14 protein-coding genes and 2 pseudogenes are annotated in these 16,220 nt (G+C 57.6%); 12 read left to right on the top strand and 4 right to left on the bottom strand.

The genetic code is table 11. The annotated features are described in order from the left end of the window. Positions 1 to 722 precede the first annotated feature (722 nt). From adhE to I6L44_RS20610, 3 genes and pseudogenes are all read left to right on the top strand, one after another. Positions 723 to 3,389: a bifunctional acetaldehyde-CoA/alcohol dehydrogenase gene (gene adhE / locus I6L44_RS03070; RefSeq protein ID WP_216953265.1), complete on the top strand. Its 2,667-nt coding sequence runs from the start codon at positions 723 to 725 to the stop codon at positions 3,387 to 3,389. Between the two features lie 92 nt (positions 3,390 to 3,481). After that, positions 3,482 to 3,532 (top strand): annotated as a pseudogene (locus I6L44_RS20615) (hypothetical protein); the annotation flags it as partial. Then, positions 3,526 to 3,609, top strand: a pseudogene (locus I6L44_RS20610) (hypothetical protein); the annotation flags it as partial. The pseudogenes I6L44_RS20615 and I6L44_RS20610, both read left to right, overlap by 7 nt. 352 nt (positions 3,610 to 3,961) lie before the next feature. Here the strand turns inward: I6L44_RS20610 and I6L44_RS03060 are convergent. The 3 genes from I6L44_RS03060 to I6L44_RS03050 all read right to left on the bottom strand — a co-directional run bounded on the left by I6L44_RS03060 (position 3,962) and on the right by I6L44_RS03050 (position 6,855). Further along, positions 3,962 to 4,702 carry a YebC/PmpR family DNA-binding transcriptional regulator gene (locus I6L44_RS03060; protein WP_005337681.1) on the bottom strand — a complete coding sequence of 247 codons (741 nt, stop codon included), beginning with the start codon at positions 4,700 to 4,702 and terminating at the stop codon, positions 3,962 to 3,964. A gap of 102 nt (positions 4,703 to 4,804) precedes the next feature. After that, positions 4,805 to 6,571, bottom strand: coding sequence for an aspartate--tRNA ligase (gene aspS, locus I6L44_RS03055; RefSeq protein ID WP_005337684.1), 1,767 nt, complete (start codon positions 6,569 to 6,571; stop codon positions 4,805 to 4,807). Between the two features lie 32 nt (positions 6,572 to 6,603). Then, on the bottom strand, positions 6,604 to 6,855 hold the full coding sequence (locus I6L44_RS03050) for an FmdB family zinc ribbon protein (protein ID WP_005337686.1): 252 nt from the start codon (positions 6,853 to 6,855) through the stop codon (positions 6,604 to 6,606). A gap of 162 nt (positions 6,856 to 7,017) precedes the next feature. Between I6L44_RS03050 and I6L44_RS03045 the strand changes: the two genes are divergently transcribed. The 6 genes from I6L44_RS03045 to I6L44_RS03020 all read left to right on the top strand — a co-directional run bounded on the left by I6L44_RS03045 (position 7,018) and on the right by I6L44_RS03020 (position 13,214). Beyond that, positions 7,018 to 7,866: a DUF72 domain-containing protein gene (locus I6L44_RS03045; protein ID WP_216953264.1), complete on the top strand. Its 849-nt coding sequence runs from the start codon at positions 7,018 to 7,020 to the stop codon at positions 7,864 to 7,866. Positions 7,867 to 8,141: 275 nt separating this feature from the next. After that, entirely contained in the window at positions 8,142 to 8,888 is a 747-nt protein-coding gene (gene cmoA / locus I6L44_RS03040; RefSeq protein ID WP_005353159.1) for a carboxy-S-adenosyl-L-methionine synthase CmoA, read from the top strand. Continuing rightward, on the top strand, positions 8,885 to 9,862 hold the full coding sequence (cmoB, locus tag I6L44_RS03035) for a tRNA 5-methoxyuridine(34)/uridine 5-oxyacetic acid(34) synthase CmoB (RefSeq protein ID WP_164979926.1): 978 nt from the start codon (positions 8,885 to 8,887) through the stop codon (positions 9,860 to 9,862). Before cmoA ends, cmoB begins: the two co-directional genes overlap by 4 nt. 52 nt (positions 9,863 to 9,914) lie before the next feature. Beyond that, complete coding sequence (locus I6L44_RS03030) at positions 9,915 to 10,703, top strand: ATP-dependent zinc protease (protein ID WP_040067873.1); 789 nt, start codon at positions 9,915 to 9,917, stop codon at positions 10,701 to 10,703. Between the two features lie 3 nt (positions 10,704 to 10,706). Next, on the top strand, positions 10,707 to 12,245 hold the full coding sequence (locus I6L44_RS03025; RefSeq protein ID WP_216953263.1) for an inactive transglutaminase family protein: 1,539 nt from the start codon (positions 10,707 to 10,709) through the stop codon (positions 12,243 to 12,245). A gap of 3 nt (positions 12,246 to 12,248) precedes the next feature. Continuing rightward, entirely contained in the window at positions 12,249 to 13,214 is a 966-nt protein-coding gene (locus I6L44_RS03020) for an alpha-L-glutamate ligase-like protein (protein WP_216953262.1), read from the top strand. Positions 13,215 to 13,395: 181 nt separating this feature from the next. Here I6L44_RS03020 and I6L44_RS03015 read toward each other — a convergent pair whose 3' ends face one another. Next, positions 13,396 to 13,998: a peroxiredoxin C gene (locus I6L44_RS03015; RefSeq protein ID WP_216953261.1), complete on the bottom strand. Its 603-nt coding sequence runs from the start codon at positions 13,996 to 13,998 to the stop codon at positions 13,396 to 13,398. A 146-nt stretch (positions 13,999 to 14,144) separates the two neighbouring features. On the opposite strand from I6L44_RS03015, the gene I6L44_RS03010 reads away from it, so the two are divergent. The 3 genes from I6L44_RS03010 (at position 14,145) to I6L44_RS03000 (ending at position 16,152) form a co-directional block, all read left to right on the top strand. After that, positions 14,145 to 15,053, top strand: a complete 909-nt coding sequence (locus I6L44_RS03010; RefSeq protein WP_216953260.1) for a hydrogen peroxide-inducible genes activator — start codon at positions 14,145 to 14,147, stop codon at positions 15,051 to 15,053. A 193-nt stretch (positions 15,054 to 15,246) separates the two neighbouring features. Beyond that, positions 15,247 to 15,696 carry a C40 family peptidase gene (locus I6L44_RS03005; protein ID WP_216953259.1) on the top strand — a complete coding sequence of 150 codons (450 nt, stop codon included), beginning with the start codon at positions 15,247 to 15,249 and terminating at the stop codon, positions 15,694 to 15,696. A gap of 279 nt (positions 15,697 to 15,975) precedes the next feature. Further along, the gene (locus I6L44_RS03000; RefSeq protein ID WP_005347176.1) at positions 15,976 to 16,152 is read left to right on the top strand and encodes a hypothetical protein; all 177 of its coding nucleotides are present in this window, start codon (positions 15,976 to 15,978) and stop codon (positions 16,150 to 16,152) included. The last annotated feature ends 68 nt before the right edge of the window (positions 16,153 to 16,220 follow it).

The raw sequence follows: 16,220 nt of genomic DNA, 5'->3' as shown, positions 1-16,220 counted from the left end.
AGTTAGTTCATCTAATGCATCAGCGCTAACTGGCATAAACCGATGCCAAAAACCCTTTCTACCGCCCGACACGCGCCAGAAAAGTGAGCGCAAGCCTGCTTAATCATGACCAGAGAGTCCGACGATGACAGACCGAATGACCAAGCGACTCGAGAGGATCCAGGCTTTGCCTTCCCACTATTTCAGGCCAGACATCACTTCATTGACTCGGCAAGAGAGCCACAATGCAAAAACCGGGAAAGGGGGCAGAAATGGCCCCCTCGGGGAATAAAGCGGATTAGTCATGGATTAAAACAACAATCATTTTTGCAACAAACGCTGGAATAAAGTGCGTTTGTCGGTGATTTTGAAACCAATTCACTCATATTTGCTAACCTATACCGCCAAAATAGCTCTGCAATCCTATGTTCGATTGCAATTAACCACTTGATAAATGTGGTTTATTACCCTGCGTTAACAAGTCTCTCGCCTTTCCCTTTGATGCACATTCCGATAACATCAGTCAAACAAGGATTGTGAAATAAAATTTCTTTTGTTCTTTTGTTACACATGATCCAGATCAAGTTTTTCTGAGTCAGCCCCGCTCTATAATCGACTCAGAAAGCGATTTAGTAAGGCATGTGAAAAAGCTGTTGCAACGATACCGTCTTGACAGGGCGACTATAATTGCCGGGCATTGCCAACGTCTTACTAAACAGTTTTCAAATAATCAGGAGATAAACATGGCAGTAACCAATTTGGCTGAACTGGATGCACTGGTCGCCCGCGTTAAGGAAGCCCAGCGTGAATTCGCCAGCTTCTCTCAAGAGCAGGTAGACAAGATCTTCCGTGCCGCCGCCCTGGCCGCCAACAACGCCCGTATCCCCCTGGCCCAGATGGCCGTGGAAGAATCCGGTATGGGTATCATCGAAGACAAGGTTATCAAGAACCACTTCGCCTCCGAATACATCTACAACAAGTACAAAGACGAGAAAACCTGCGGCATTCTGAGCGAAGATGATCAGATGGGTACCATCACCATCGCCGAGCCGGTAGGTATCATCTGTGGTATCGTTCCGACCACCAACCCGACCTCCACTGCGATCTTCAAATCCATGATCGCGCTCAAGACCCGCAACGCCATCATCTTCTCCCCGCACCCCCGTGCCAAGAACTCCACCAATACCGCTGCCAAGCTGGTACTGGATGCAGCTGTTGCCGCTGGTGCGCCGAAAGACATCATCGGCTGGATCGACCAACCGTCTGTTGAGCTCTCCAACGCCCTGATGAAGCACGAAGACATCAACCTGATCCTGGCCACCGGTGGCCCGGGCATGGTGAAAGCAGCCTACTCCTCCGGTAAGCCTGCTATCGGTGTGGGTGCCGGTAACGTACCTATCGTTATCGACGAAACCGCCGACGTGAAGCGTGCCGTTGCCTCCATCCTGATGTCCAAGACTTTCGATAACGGCGTGGTCTGTGCTTCCGAGCAGGCAGTCATCGTTGTTGATGCCATCTACGACCAGGTTAAAGAGCGCTTTGCATCCCACAAGGGCCACGTGCTCTCCAAAGAAGATGCAGACAAGGTCCGTAAAGTCATCCTGATCAACGGTGCCCTGAACGCCAACATCGTTGGCCAGCCGGCGACCAAGATTGCCGAGATGGCAGGCGTGACTGTACCGGCTGATACCAAGATCCTGATCGGTGAAGGCGTCAAACTGTGTGCAGAAGACGAGTTTGCTCACGAGAAATTGTCCCCGCTGCTCGGTATGTTCCGTGCAAGCAGCTTCGAAAACGCCGTTGATATGGCCTGTGACATGGTCAACATCGGTGGTATCGGCCACACCTCAGGTCTGTACACCGACCAGGACCGCAACGCTGACCGCATCAAGTACTTCGGCGACAAGATGAAGACCGCGCGTATCCTGATCAACACTCCGTCTACCCAAGGCGGTATCGGTGACCTGTACAACTTCGCAATGGCTCCGTCCCTGACCCTGGGTTGCGGCTCCTGGAGCGGTAACTCCATCTCCGAAAACGTGGGTCCGAAGCACCTGATCAACAAGAAGACAGTCGCAAAACGGGCAGAAAACATGCTGTGGCACAAACTTCCGAAATCCATCTACTTCCGTCGTGGTTCCCTGCCGATCGCTCTGAGCGACCTGGAAGGTAAAAAGCGTGCCATGGTCGTAACTGACCGCTTCCTGTTCAACAACGGCTACGCCGATGAACTGGTCAGCCTGCTGAAAGCACAGAATATGGAAGTGGAAGTGTTCTACGAAGTAGAAGCTGACCCGACCCTGGCTGTGGTTCGCAAGGGTGCCGAGATGGCCAACTCCTTCAAACCGGACGTTATCCTGGCGCTGGGCGGTGGTTCACCGATGGATGCAGCCAAGATCATGTGGGTGATGTACGAGCACCCGAACACTGCGTTCGAAGATCTGGCCATGCGCTTCATGGACATCCGCAAGCGTATCTACAAGTTCCCGAAAATGGGCGTGAAGGCCGAACTGGTCTGTATCACCACCACTTCCGGTACCGGCTCTGAAGTCACTCCGTTTGCAGTAGTAACTGATGAAGTGTCTGGTCAGAAGTATCCGCTGGCTGACTACGAGCTGACCCCGAACATGGCCATCGTTGATGCCAACCTGGTCATGGGTATGCCGAAGTCCCTGTGCGCCTTCGGTGGTATCGATGCCGTGACTCACGCCATGGAAGCCTATGTTTCCGTACTGGCCAACGAGTACTCCGACGGCCAGGCGCTGCAAGCCCTGAAAATGCTGAAAGAGTACCTGCCATCCAGCTACCAGAACGGTGCCAACGACCCGATCGCTCGTGAGAAGGTGCACAATGCTGCCACCATCGCCGGTATAGCGTTCGCCAACGCCTTCCTGGGTGTGTGCCACTCCATGGCTCACAAACTGGGTGCCGAGTTCCACATTCCGCACGGTCTGGCCAACGCCCTGCTGATCAGCAACGTCATCCGCTACAACGCGAACGACAACCCGACCAAGCAGACTGCGTTCTCCCAGTACGACCGTCCGCAGGCTCGCCGCCGTTACGCCGAAGTCGCTGACCACCTGGGTCTGACTGCTGCCGGTGACCGCACCGCTGCCAAGATTGAGAAGCTGCTGACCTGGCTGGACGAGCTGAAGGCTACCTTGGGTATCCCGGCCTCCATCCGCGAAGCTGGCGTTGCCGAGGCTGACTTCTTGGCCAAGGTTGACCAGCTGGCTATCGAAGCCTTCGATGACCAGTGCACCGGCGCCAACCCGCGCTACCCGCTGATCAGCGAGCTGAAGCAGGTTCTGCTGGACTCCTACTACGGCCGTCCGTTCACCGAAGCCGCTCCGGTAACTGCTGCCCCGGTTGAAGCCAAGGTTGAAGGCAAGAAGAAATCCAAGGCCTGATAACCAGTCCTGAGATAACAAGCCCGCGCACTGCGCGGGCTTTTTTTATCTGCCACTTATCACAGAACTCCTCTCTCCAGCAGATTGCGGTAGTGCAGCCCCTCACTTCCCAACCAACCAACCAACCAACCAACCAACCAACCAACCAACCAACCAACCAACCAACCAACTCGCCCCAGCCAATCCGTTATCGACATCCCAACCTGTCACTCTGTATTGATGGGCACCTGTGATAACAAGAGCACGCTCCATCACCTCCTATCCCCTACCCCCAACGAATTACCCTGACGGGCAGATGTGAGCAGTCAACGCCATCTCAAGAGCTAAAGGTGTGATAAACAGGATAAGCGGAGCCTCGCTAGCGCAATGCAGCAGAACTGCGACTGGCATACGTGCAGGGCCAACCGACTGGCAGAGACAGAGCAATGATAATTCGCAGAGAAAGCGGGAAAGATTGTCAGTGAAGAGAGTTGTTGCGCCGGTTGCGCAACCGACACATCAGCAGTTGCCACGATGCAAAGATAAAAAAATGGCAGCCATCAGGCTGCCATCGGGAGAGCACGATTCAGCGATCAGAGGGTCGCAGCGACTTCATCGGAGATGGAGCCGTTGTGGTAAACCTCTTGCACGTCGTCCAGATCTTCCAACATGTCGATCAGACGCATCAGCTTGGGTGCAGTTTCTGCATCCAGCTCCGCTTCGGTGGAGGGGATCATGGTCACTTCGGCGCTCTGGGCCTTGAAGCCGGCAGCTTCAAGACCATCCAGCACGGTACCGAAGTCGTTCGGGGTGGTGTACACCTCGATGGTGCCATCCTCTTCGGTGACCACGTCATCGGCGCCCGCTTCCAGCGCAGCATCCATCAGGGCATCTTCGTCTACGCCCACGAAAGTCAGCAGACCTTTCTTGCTGAACAGATAGGCAACGGAGCCGTCGGTGCCCAGGTTGCCACCGCACTTGCTGAAGGCGTGACGCACTTCGGCTACGGTACGGTTACGGTTGTCGGTCAGGCACTCTACCATCACGGCAGAGCCAGCCGGGCCGTAACCTTCGTACACGATGGTCTCGAGCTGTTCGCCATCGCCACCACCGGCGCCACGCTGAATGGCACGGTTGATGGTGTCGCGGGTCATGTTGTTGGTCAGGGCGGCAGTCACCGCAGCACGCAGACGCGGGTTGTTGGCCGGATCGGCATCACCCAGACGCGCGGAGGTAGTGATTTCGCGGATCAGTTTGGTGAAGATCTTGCCACGCTTGGCGTCCTGAGCGGCCTTGCGGTGTTTGATGTTGGCCCATTTACTGTGACCTGCCATAGAGACTCTCCGTTATTTTTTAAATGTCAGTAACACTGATCATGACTAACCCAAGGGAAACACAGAGGCCGCACGGCGGCGGCCTCCGGTGCCGGTATCGGCTTACTCGTCGCCCTTGACGGTGGTTGCAATCGCCAGCTCACCCAGTTGGGCGGCATTGGCAAGGCTGGGGGCGTCTGTCATCAGACAGGCAGCCGCGGTCGTTTTCGGGAAGGCGATGACGTCCCGAATGTTTTCGGTGCCGGTCAGCAGCATGCTGAGACGGTCCAGACCGAAGGCCAGACCGGCGTGCGGCGGGGTACCGTACTTCAGCGCATCCAGCAGGAAGCCGAATTTCAGGCGCTGCTCGGCCGGGGTGATACCCAGGATATCGAACACGGTGGATTGCATCTCGCTGTTGTGGATACGGACAGAGCCGCCACCCACTTCGTAGCCGTTGATCACCATGTCATAGGCGTTGGCGTAAGCACCCACAGGGTTGGCTTTCAGCTCGGCCGGGCTCATGTTGCTCGGCGCGGTGAACGGGTGGTGCATGGCGGCCAGACCACCTTCACCATCTTCCTCGAACATCGGGAAGTCGATGACCCACAGCGGTTTCCAGCTGTTCTCCAGCAGGCCCAGATCGCGACCCACTTTCAGACGCAGGGCGCCCATGGCATCGCAGACCACTTTCTTGCTGTCAGCGCCAAAGAAGATGATGTCGCCGTCGGCAGCGCCGGTACGGGCCAGGATCTCGCGCACGATGGCGTCAGAGAGGAACTTGGCAACCGGAGACTGCACGCCTTCGATACCATTGGCCGCTTCGTTGACCTTCATCCAGGCCAGGCCCTTGGCACCGTAGATGCCGACAAACTTGGTGTATTCGTCGATCTGCTTGCGAGAGAGCTCGGCACCGCCCGGTACTTTCAGGGCAGCCACACGGCCTTTCGGATCGTTGGCGGGGCCCGCGAACACGGCGAACTCGACAGCAGTCAGCAGATCAGCCACATCAACCAGCTCCATTGGCAGACGCAGGTCCGGCTTGTCGGAGCCGTAGCGACGCATGGCTTCGTCGAAGGTCATGATCGGGAAGTCGCCCAGATCCACGTTCAGGATGTGCAGCCACAGTTTGCGGATCATCTCTTCCATCACTTCACGCACCTGCGGCGCGGTCATGAAGGAGGTCTCCACGTCGATCTGGGTGAATTCCGGCTGGCGGTCGGCACGCAGGTCTTCGTCACGGAAGCACTTGACGATCTGGTAGTAGCGATCGAAGCCGGACATCATCAGCAACTGCTTGAACAGCTGGGGTGATTGCGGCAGAGCGTAGAACTTGCCCTTGTGCACGCGGCTCGGCACCAGATAGTCACGGGCACCTTCCGGGGTGGCCTTGGTCAGCATCGGGGTCTCGATATCGAGGAAGCCGTGCTCGTCCATGAAGCGGCGTACGAAGGCGCTGGCCTTGGCACGGGTCTTCAGGTACTTGGCCATCTCGGGACGACGCAGATCCAGGTAGCGATACTTGAGGCTGATTTCTTCGCTGTTGACCTGATTGAAGTCCAGCGGCAGCGGCTCGGCACGGTTGATGATGTTGAGCTCGTGGGCGAACACTTCGATGGCGCCAGTGGCCATGTCGCTGTTGCGCTGGGACTCGGGACGGGTGCGCACCACGCCGGTCACCTGGATGCAGAACTCACCGCGCAGCTCGGAGGCCAGGGCGAACGCGTCCGGCTTGTCCGGATCGAAGAACACCTGAACGATCCCTTCCCGGTCGCGCATATCGATAAAGATCAGACCGCCGAGATCACGACGACGATGAACCCAACCGCACAATGTAATGGTCTGCCCTGCATGGGCCTCATTGACCTGTCCGCAATAGATAGAGCGCATGGACTTCTTCCTTCGAAATTGTAGAGAGACGGTTAACCTTGGGCCGCCGGGCACGACTGGCAAGCACCGTCTGTCTCACAGCTGGCCAGATTCTTTTTCTTACCCGGTTTGAAATCAGTCTCGTACCATCCGGTTCCCTTGAGCCGGAAGCCTGCCGCCGATATCAGCTTGACCAGATTCGGCTTGCTACAGGCCGGACAGTCGGTCAGGGGGGCATCGGAAAGCTTTTGCAGTTTTGCCAATTCATGGCCACAGACGTCGCAACGATATTCGTAGATAGGCATGGGTCACAAGAAATTGAAAAACAAAAGGGCTGGCATTATAGAGGAAAACCCCCTTTTGGGTAAAATGGCCAGCAGCCTCCTTTCGCCAGTTTTTTGCACTCGATGGCAAAAAGCGGGCAAAAAATCGGCACGAATGCACCAAGAGCGAAGAGAATAGCCATCATGAGCCTCTATTTGGGCCTGCCGCAGTGGTCCCACCCCAGCTGGCCCGGCCAGTTGCTGGGCCTTGGCGCCAAGCCTGCCGAACACCTCGCCCACTACGCCACCGTGTTCAACTCGGTGGAGGGTAACACCACCTTCTACGCCCTGCCGACACCGGACACGGTACAGCGATGGGCCGATGCGGTGCCCGATCACTTTCGTTTCAACTTCAAATTTCCGCAAACCATTAGCCACCAGAGCGATCTGGTGAGCGCAGACAAGCAAGTCGCCGACTTTATTCGCCTGCTCGCCCCGCTGCATGACAAGCTGGGGCTGCTCACCCTGCAGTTGCCCGCCCGTTTTGGACCAGAGGGGCTGGCCAGACTGGCGGCCTTCATCGATCGGCTGCCGCGGGCGTTTCGCTACGCCCTCGAAGTGCGCCACCCCGACTTCTTCGCCAAGGGGGAGGCCGAGCGGGCATTGAACCGGCTGCTGATGGAACAGGGAGTGAACCGGGTGATGCTCGACAGCCGGCCACTCTTCTCGGTGCAAGCAACCACGCCAGCCCTTGTCGATGCCCAGGGCAAGAAACCACGCCTGCCGGTGCATCTGCTGGCCACCGCCAACGCCCCCATGGTGCGCTTTATCGGCCTGCCGGATCCGGCGGCCAATCACCCCTTCCTGCCCAGCTGGCTCCCCCACTGGCGCCAGTGGCTTTCCGAGGGCAAGGATCTCTACCTCTATATACATACTGCCGACAACGCCCAGGCACCTGAGCTGGCCCGCCAGATCACCCGCTTGCTGGAGCAGGAGATGGCCCCCTGGCCAGGGGAAAACGATCGCGCACGGCAGGGAGTGCTGCGCTTTTAGCCAACCCATTCTGCGGCCATCGTTTCGCTGCAAAAAAAGTGCTTTTTTGTGGCGTGGCAAGCCCTGGCGTCAAGACAAACGGCCATCAATCCTCTACACTACCGCCCCAAGTAAGGGTCCGGAACATGGCCCGTACGAACAGGAACGGTCCAAAGGATTTCACGACCAGCCACCCCGTTCGTAAACAGGTGATAAATCTACTCTGATGGGTGTCACCCAACGACTCAATTGAACAATACAGCCGGGTGATGTCCCGACTGTCAGGTTGCGCCAGCATGCATACCAAAGATCAAATTTTTGCCGCCCCGATCGCCCGATTGGGAGACTTCTGTTTTGACGAACAGGTCGTCGACGTTTTTCCCGATATGATCCAGCGCTCGGTGCCGGGTTACAGTAACATCATCTCTGCCATCGGCATGATGGCCGCCCGCTACGCCCAACCCGAGAGCCGACTCTATGATCTCGGCTGCTCACTGGGCGCCGCGACCCAGGCGATGCGTCGCCATGTCAGCCAGCCCGGCTGCCGCATCACCGCGGTGGATCTCTCCCATCCGATGATCGAGCGCGCCCGCGCCCACCTCTCCGGTTTCAAATCCGAGGTGCCGGTGGAGCTGGTGGAAGCAGATATCTGCGACATCGAGATCGAGAACGCCTCCGTGGTGGTGCTCAACTTCACCCTGCAATTTGTCGAACCAGAGAAACGGGCCGCCCTGATCCAGCGCATTCACGATGGGCTGCGCCCGGGCGGGATCCTGATCCTGAGCGAAAAGTTCCGCTTCGAAGATGAACCGGTCAACGAGCTGCTCATCGATCTGCATCTCGACTTCAAGCGGGCCAATGGCTACAGCGAGCTGGAGATCAGCCAGAAACGCACTGCCCTTGAGAACGTGATGCGCACCGACAGCCTGCCGGTGCATCAGGCACGCCTGCGGGATGCCGGTTTCGTCCATCAGGATCTCTGGTTTCAGTGCTTCAACTTCGGCTCCATGATTGCCATCAAATCCAGCGACGCCCAGCCATGATCGACTTTGCCAATTTCTATCAACTGATTGCCAAAAACCGGCTGAGCCACTGGCTGCATACCCTGCCCGCCCAGCTGCACGCCTGGCAACATGACAACCAGCATGGCGACCTGCCGCGCTGGAACCGCGCCCTCAACAAGCTGCCGGTGGTCTCCCCCGACAACATCGAGCTGAAAAGCCGGGTCGAGATTGGCTCGGCCGAGAGCCTTGGCGAAGGTGAACGCAAGAAGGTCGAGAGCCTGCTGCGCCACTTCATGCCCTGGCGCAAGGGGCCGTTCACGGTGCACGGCATCCACATCGATACCGAGTGGCGCTCTGACTGGAAGTGGGATCGGGTGCTGCCCCATATCAGCCCGCTCGAAGGCCGTTATGTGCTGGATGTGGGCTGCGGCAGCGGCTACCACCTCTGGCGCATGGTAGGTGAAGGGGCCAAGCTGGCGGTCGGCATCGACCCTAGCCCGCTGTTCCTCTGCCAGTTCGAGGCCATTCGCCACTTCGCGGGCAATGATCAGCGCGCCCACCTGTTGCCGCTCGGTATTCAGGAGCTGCCGGAGCTGCGTGCCTTTGACACCGTCTTCTCCATGGGGGTGCTCTATCACCGCAAATCCCCCATCGAGCACATCGAGCAGCTGCGCAATCAATTGAAAGATGATGGCGAGCTGGTGCTGGAGACGCTAGTGATTGACGGCGGGGTCAACGACGTGCTGATGCCCACCGATCGTTACGGCAAGATGCGCAACGTCTGGTTTATTCCCTCAAGCCGCGCCCTCAAGCTGTGGGTCGAGCGCTGCGGCTTCACCGACGTGCGGATAGTAGACGAGAATATGACCAGCACCGACGAACAGCGTCGTACCGACTGGATGATTAATGAATCCCTGAGTGACTATCTGGATCCAGACAATCCGGCACTCACGGTAGAAGGACACCCGGCGCCGAAACGTGCCGTACTGATTGCCCGCAAGGCCAAAGACTAGCCGATGGCGATTCAGGAAGTTACACTGACCCAATTCCAGGAAGCACAGTTAAATGAATGACATGAAAAGCAAATTAAAAGGAATGACCCTGCTCTCCCTGCTTAGTCTCGGCGGGTGTGTCAATATGGAAAAAGCGCCTCAGGTCCCTGCTCTGACGCTGGCCGAGCTTCGTAGCGAGCTGAGCCAGAGCGAGCAGCGCCTGCAAACATCCATGGAACAGCAACAGAAGCAGTATGTGCAGCAACAGCACCTGCTGGTTCAGCTCAACACAGATGTCACCAATATGAAAGAGTCCGTCAAGCAAGTAGACCACAAGCTCGCCACCCTCCCCTCCGAGCCGCCCAAGCCGATGGCCATCCCCACCGAGAAGTGCCCGGCCCCCAATCAGGGCCACACCATCGATGGCAAGCTGATGGTCGGTGAAGCGGAGTGGATCTGGGTTGATGCCGCCAACGACGCCTTCCAGGCGCGGGTCGATACCGGTGCGACCACCTCCTCCATCAGTGCCCAGGAGATCACCATTTTCGAACGCAATGGCAAAAACTGGGTGCGCTTCTTCCTGAGTCATCAGGATGTGGATGACAAGATCCAGATCGAAGCGCCGCTGGTACGCCATGTGCGGGTGCGTCAGGCCTCTGCCGACGATCTCGACCGCCGTCCGGTGGTCCGTCTGGCGGTACGGATTGGCGACATGACCGAGAAAGCCGAATTTACCCTGAAGGACCGCAGCGACATGACCTTCCCGGTGCTGCTGGGTCGCGAATTTTTGAAAGACATCGCCGTGGTTGATGTGGCCCGCGAATATATCCAACCCAAACCCAAGCTCAAGGATGTGAAATAATCCATGGTTTCCCGTAAGCCGTTCTATTTGCTGGTAGCCCTGCTGTACATTGTCGGCCTGGGGATGACGATCTATCACCATATCGCGTTGGATGTGCCGCTGACGCCCGGTGAAAAGCGCCAGATCTGGTCCATCGAAGCCAAGCTGGAGTTTGAGGCGACCGGTGAGCCGGTGATCGCCTCCCTGGCCATTCCGGGCACCCAGCCCGGTTTCACCCTGATGAACGAGAACGCCGCCAGCCCCGGCTACGGCCTCTCCTTTGTCGAGAAAGATGGCGATGCCCGCGCCGAGTGGTCGATCCGCACCGCCTCCGGCCGTCAGGAGCTCTACTACCGCGTCGACATGATGGCAGATGCCCATGCCAAACCGGCCGCCAATCCGCAGCCGCCTGCCATCGAGAAGCAGATCGAGAGCGAGCCCTACGCCACCGCCATGAAGCAGATCCTGGAACGTGCCCAGGAGCGCTCCGCCGACGGCTACACCCTGACTCGCGAGATCATCAAGGAGATCGAGAAGCAGGAGCAGAACGCCGAGCTGCTGAAAAAGCACAAGAGCCGTGCCAACCTGATCGCCGAGCTGCTCAACAATGCTGACGTCCCCACCCGCGTGGTGCATGCTCTGAATCTGGAAGATGGCCGCCGTCGTCAGGAGCTGGTGGATTACCTGCAGGTATTCAACAGCCCGACCGACTACAAGCTGTTCAACCCGCAAACCGGTGAACAGGGCCGTCCGGCCAACCTGCTGCTGTGGGAGTACAACTCCGGCGCCCTGCTGGATGTGACCGGTGGTCACAACTCCCGTGTCAGCTTCTCGATGATCGAGCAGGAGCAGCCGGTCAGCGTGGCGCTGGCCCAGAAGTTTGAAAAATCAGAGATGATGAACTTCTCTATCCACAGCCTGCCGCTGGAAGAGCAGACCCTGTTCAAGGGCTTGCTGCTGATCCCGATCGGCGTGCTGATGGTGGTGTTCTTGCGCGTGATTGTCGGCATCAAGACCTCCGGTACCTTTATGCCGGTGCTGATCGCCGTCGCCTTTATCCAGACCCAGCTGATCACCGGTCTGGTGGGCTTCCTGCTGATCGTCGGCACAGGTCTGGTGATCCGCTCCTATCTGTCACGGCTCAACCTGCTGCTGGTCGCCCGAATATCGGCCATCATCATCATGGTGATCTCGATGATCGGTATCTTCTCTGCCTTTGCCTTCAAGCTGGGGCTGACCGACGGTATGAAGATCACCTTCTTCCCGATGATCATCCTCTCCTGGACCATCGAGCGGATGTCCATCCTGTGGGAAGAAGAGGGCCCGAAAGAGGTGTTCCGTCAGGGCGGTGGCTCCCTGCTGGTGGCCATCATCGCCTATCTGGCCATGGACAACGAACTGATCCGTCACCTCACCTTCAACTTCCTCGGCCTGCAGCTGGTACTGATGGCGACCGTGTTGTTGATGGGTAACTACACCGGCTACAAGCTGAGCGAGCTGAAGCGCTTCAAGCCGCTGGTGGACGAGATCAAGTCTGGCGCCACCCCGGGTAAGGACAAGTAACAGATGTGGTTCTGGGAAAAGTACACTACTCCGTGGAGCCTGTCGCAGGCAGGCATCCTCGGTATGAACAAGCGCAACCACTCCTACATCAGCCGCTACAATCCGCGCAGCCTCTATCCGCTGGTGGATGACAAGCTGCAGACCAAGCAAATTGCGCTGGATGCAGGCGTGACGGTGCCTGAGCTGATCGGCACCATCCGTGCCCAGCACGATGTAGGTCGCATCACCGAGCTGGTAAAAGATTGGCCGGGCTTCTGCATCAAGCCGGCCCGTGGCTCTGGCGGCAAGGGGATCCTGGTGATCCTCCGTCAGGAAGATGGTCTCTTCTACAAACCCAACGGCAGCGCCTGCAACGGCCAGGATCTGGAGCGCCATGTCTCCAACATTCTGGCGGGGCTCTATTCGCTTGGTGGCAAGCCAGACGTAGCGCTGGTCGAAGGCCTTATCAACTTCGATGACGTATTCGACGGCTACTCGTTCGAAGGGGTGCCCGATGCCCGGGTGATCATCTTCAAAGGCTTCCCGGTGATGGCGATGATGCGCCTCTCCACCTCGGCCTCCGATGGCAAGGCGAACCTGCACCAGGGCGCCGTTGGGGTGGGTCTGTGCCTGCGTACCGGCCGCGCGCTGCGGGCGGTGCAGTTTGGCAATCCGCTGCGACACCACCCGGATACCGGCCTCGACCTCTATGAGCTCAAGGTACCCCACTGGGATACCCTGCTCACCCTGGCCGCCTCCTGTTACGAGATGTCTGGTCTGGGCTACATCGGTACCGACATGGTGCTGGACAAGTTCCGCGGCCCCATGCTGCTGGAGCTCAACGCCCGCCCGGGTCTGGCCATTCAAATCGCCAACGGTCGTGGCCTGGTGCCCAACCTCAAGACCATCGAGAAGCTGGGACAGGTCAAGATGAGCGTGGCGCAGCGGGTCAACTTTGCCAAAGAACACTTCGGTATCTTTGACGAGTAGTCCCGCCCCCCATGTCAAAAGCGCGCCAAAGGGCGCGCTTTTTTATGACTGCCGTTTATCGGCGCGCTGCCGGCAACGACAATCCTGCCGAGCAATGGGACAGAACCAGACAGCCAAACAACGGCCATAAAAAAACCGATGCCTGGGCATCGGTTTTTCACTATCCGGCACGCAGACCCGATTACAGGGAAGCAGCGTTCTCGGACAGATACTTGGCAACGCCATCCGGGGAGGCGGTCATGCCTTTCTTGCCTTTCTCCCACTGAGCCGGGCACACTTCGCCATGCTCTTCGTGGAACTGCAGGGCATCCACCATGCGCAGCATCTCGTCGATGTTGCGACCAAGCGGCAGATCGTTGACTACCTGGTGACGAACAACACCGTTTTTGTCGATCAGGAAGGAGCCACGGAACGCCACACCGGCTTCCGGGTGCTCGACATCATAGGCTTTGCAGATCTCGTGCTTGATGTCGGCAACCAAGGGGTACTTGACTGGGCCGATGCCACCGTCTTCGATCTTGGTGTTGCGCCAGGCGTTGTGAGAGAACTCGGAATCGATGGAAACACCGATCACTTCCACGCCACGCTTGTTGAACTCTTCCAGACGGTGATCGAAGGCAATCAGCTCGGACGGGCAGACGAAGGTGAAGTCGAGCGGATAGAAGAACAGGACGGCTGCCTTGCCTTTGATGTGGGATGAGAGGGTGAACGAATCAACGATCTCGCCATTACCCAGAACGGCTGCGGCGGTAAAATCGGGTGCGGGACGGCCTACCAATACCATATTCAATTCCTCTTTAAGTGAAGTGAACAATCCAGTCAGGATTGGGCTACCAAGAGCCTAGTCCGTCTAATTCAAGCGACAAACTATAGACCCGGTGGTAGATTAGTTAAATCAAATTAAATAGATAGCATTAATCGGATTTTCCTATGCAACGTTGGCCCAGCCTCAAACAGCTGCAATATCTGGTCGCTCTCGACGAGCACAAGAACTTCAACCGCGCCGCCAAGGCCTGTCATGTCAGCCAGTCGACCTTGAGTACCGGGATCCAGACGCTGGAAGAGATGATGAACCTGCAACTGGTGGAGCGGGACCACAAGAGCTTCATTATGACCCCGGTCGGCATGGAAATCGTCGAGCGCGCTCGCAATTTGCTCTCCGATGCGCGAGATCTGATGGAACTAGGTCAACACCAGGGTGGTGTGATGCAGGGGACCGTGCGTCTGGGCTGTATTCCCACCATCGCCCCCTTCCTGCTCAGCAAACTGCTGAAAGTATGCAGCAAAACCTATCCTGACCTCGAATTGTTACTGCGGGAAGACACCACCAGCAATCTGCTCAAGCAGCTGGAACAAGGTCAGCTCGACTTGCTGATCCTCGCTCTCCCCATCGAGATCGGTGGTTTTCACTGCAAGACCGTCGGCCAGGATCCGTTCCACATGGTGATGCCCGCCAGCATGGCGGCCGGTCTGCACACCCCGTTCGACTACAAGGAGCTGCCAAACCAGAGCATCTTCCTGCTGGAGCGGGAGCACTGCCTCACCGAGCACGCAGTGAGCGCTTGCCGTCTGCGGGACAAGAGCAAGATCAATCCCTTTGCCGCCACCAGCCTGCACACTCTGGTGCAGATGGTCGAGGCGGGACTTGGCACTACCTTCCTGCCTCAGATGGCCATCGACGCCGGCATTCTTGCCAATTCGGATCTGGTCGCCATTCCCCTGCCGGGGGAAAAATCCTATCGCGAGATCGGCATGGTTTGGCGTCCCAGTACCACCCGGGTGCAAACCTTCTATAAGCTGGCCGAATTGCTTACCCCACTGATCAATCCCGCCCACTGACCCCGAATGCCAGCCGCAGGCTGGCGTTTTTCGCTCACTTGCCGCATTTTCTCCTTTCGGGACTAGGTATCAAGCCAGATCCCTGTTTATGATGGAAAAGTTGTCACGCCACTGGCGGCCGTCACCATATTCTGTCCGGGGTGGCGGTTAACAGACGTCTCTATTGGTAGACCCCGTTGTGGAGAGCTCTCCGATGTACCGCAAGCTGATGCTATCCCTGCTGACCCTGCTGCTGGCCGCCTGCTCCAGCACGCCAGAGCCACCGCCGCCCCGCCAGCAGAGCAGTGCCTTTGACGGTTTCTACCAGCAGTGGCGTGGCGTCCCCTACCGGATGGGCGGCACCAACCGCGCCGGACTCGACTGCTCCGCCTTCACCCAGCTCGCCTACAATCAGGTGCTGGGAGTCAACTTGCCAAGAACCACCGAATCCCAGGCCAGTATCGGCAAACCGGTGGATCGCTACCGGCTGCAACACGGGGATCTGGTCTTCTTCAAAACCGGCTGGCAGCAGTACCATGTGGGGGTCTATACCGGTGCCGGCGAGTTTATCCACGCCTCCACGAGCAAGGGTGTAATCCGTTCGAGACTCGACAATGTCTACTGGAACAGCCGCTATTGGCAAGCCCGTCGGGTAACCCAGTAAAGGTTCAAACACCTGCCCGTTATACTGCTGGACTCCGTCAATCCCGGTCGCCAGGTCGAGATAATCCCCTGCACTGAAAACTCAATTGGCCCCAAAACCTGCCTTTCATACCATTTTGTGATAAGGTGGTGGCCAATTTTTAGCACTTTCGCGCTTTTCTCATACGCTATCTGTCCTGATTGACAATAAGCGAAGCAGCGAAAGTGGCTGTGACAGCACTGCCGGACGGGTGGCTCACAGCAGCAGTATCAAGGGTTAAATAGATAAGGAGATCATCCAATGAAACAGTATCAAAACTGGCTGGGGCAATACCTGATGAGTCGCCGTGACGGCGACCACGCCATGGCATGCGAGATGGCGAGTTCCATCTGCGAGTTCTGGCAACAACAGGGAGATGAAACCGAACTGGACAAGTGGCAGCAGATTTACCAGAACCATCTGGAAAAGACCACCTGATCCCGACCGTCACCTTGCTGCCAGCCATCTGTTGGCAGCAAGGCTGCCCCCTATTGCTTCGCGCATAG

It is taken from the genome of Aeromonas sp. FDAARGOS 1414 (assembly GCF_019047065.1).
GTDB lineage: Bacteria > Pseudomonadota > Gammaproteobacteria > Enterobacterales > Aeromonadaceae > Aeromonas > Aeromonas veronii_A.
The sequence above is the reverse complement of the archived record's forward strand: the minus strand, read 5'-3'. Positions and strand labels throughout refer to the sequence as shown.

What these genes read in the sequence shown, in the direction of transcription:
- I6L44_RS03060 (WP_005337681.1), bottom strand. Translation starts at nt 4,702, where the DNA reads ATGGCAGGTCACAGTAAATGGGCCAACATCAAACACCGCAAGGCCGCT.
- I6L44_RS03015 (WP_216953261.1), bottom strand. Translation starts at nt 13,998, where the DNA reads ATGGTATTGGTAGGCCGTCCCGCACCCGATTTTACCGCCGCAGCCGTT.
- I6L44_RS03030 (WP_040067873.1), top strand. Translation starts at nt 9,915, where the DNA reads ATGAATGACATGAAAAGCAAATTAAAAGGAATGACCCTGCTCTCCCTG.
- I6L44_RS03010 (WP_216953260.1), top strand. Translation starts at nt 14,145, where the DNA reads ATGCAACGTTGGCCCAGCCTCAAACAGCTGCAATATCTGGTCGCTCTC.
- I6L44_RS03000 (WP_005347176.1), top strand. Translation starts at nt 15,976, where the DNA reads ATGAAACAGTATCAAAACTGGCTGGGGCAATACCTGATGAGTCGCCGT.
- cmoA (WP_005353159.1), top strand. Translation starts at nt 8,142, where the DNA reads ATGCATACCAAAGATCAAATTTTTGCCGCCCCGATCGCCCGATTGGGA.
- adhE (WP_216953265.1), top strand. Translation starts at nt 723, where the DNA reads ATGGCAGTAACCAATTTGGCTGAACTGGATGCACTGGTCGCCCGCGTT.
- I6L44_RS03020 (WP_216953262.1), top strand. Translation starts at nt 12,249, where the DNA reads ATGTGGTTCTGGGAAAAGTACACTACTCCGTGGAGCCTGTCGCAGGCA.
- I6L44_RS03025 (WP_216953263.1), top strand. Translation starts at nt 10,707, where the DNA reads ATGGTTTCCCGTAAGCCGTTCTATTTGCTGGTAGCCCTGCTGTACATT.
- I6L44_RS03045 (WP_216953264.1), top strand. Translation starts at nt 7,018, where the DNA reads ATGAGCCTCTATTTGGGCCTGCCGCAGTGGTCCCACCCCAGCTGGCCC.
- I6L44_RS03050 (WP_005337686.1), bottom strand. Translation starts at nt 6,855, where the DNA reads ATGCCTATCTACGAATATCGTTGCGACGTCTGTGGCCATGAATTGGCA.
- aspS (WP_005337684.1), bottom strand. Translation starts at nt 6,571, where the DNA reads ATGCGCTCTATCTATTGCGGACAGGTCAATGAGGCCCATGCAGGGCAG.
- cmoB (WP_164979926.1), top strand. Translation starts at nt 8,885, where the DNA reads ATGATCGACTTTGCCAATTTCTATCAACTGATTGCCAAAAACCGGCTG.
- I6L44_RS03005 (WP_216953259.1), top strand. Translation starts at nt 15,247, where the DNA reads ATGTACCGCAAGCTGATGCTATCCCTGCTGACCCTGCTGCTGGCCGCC.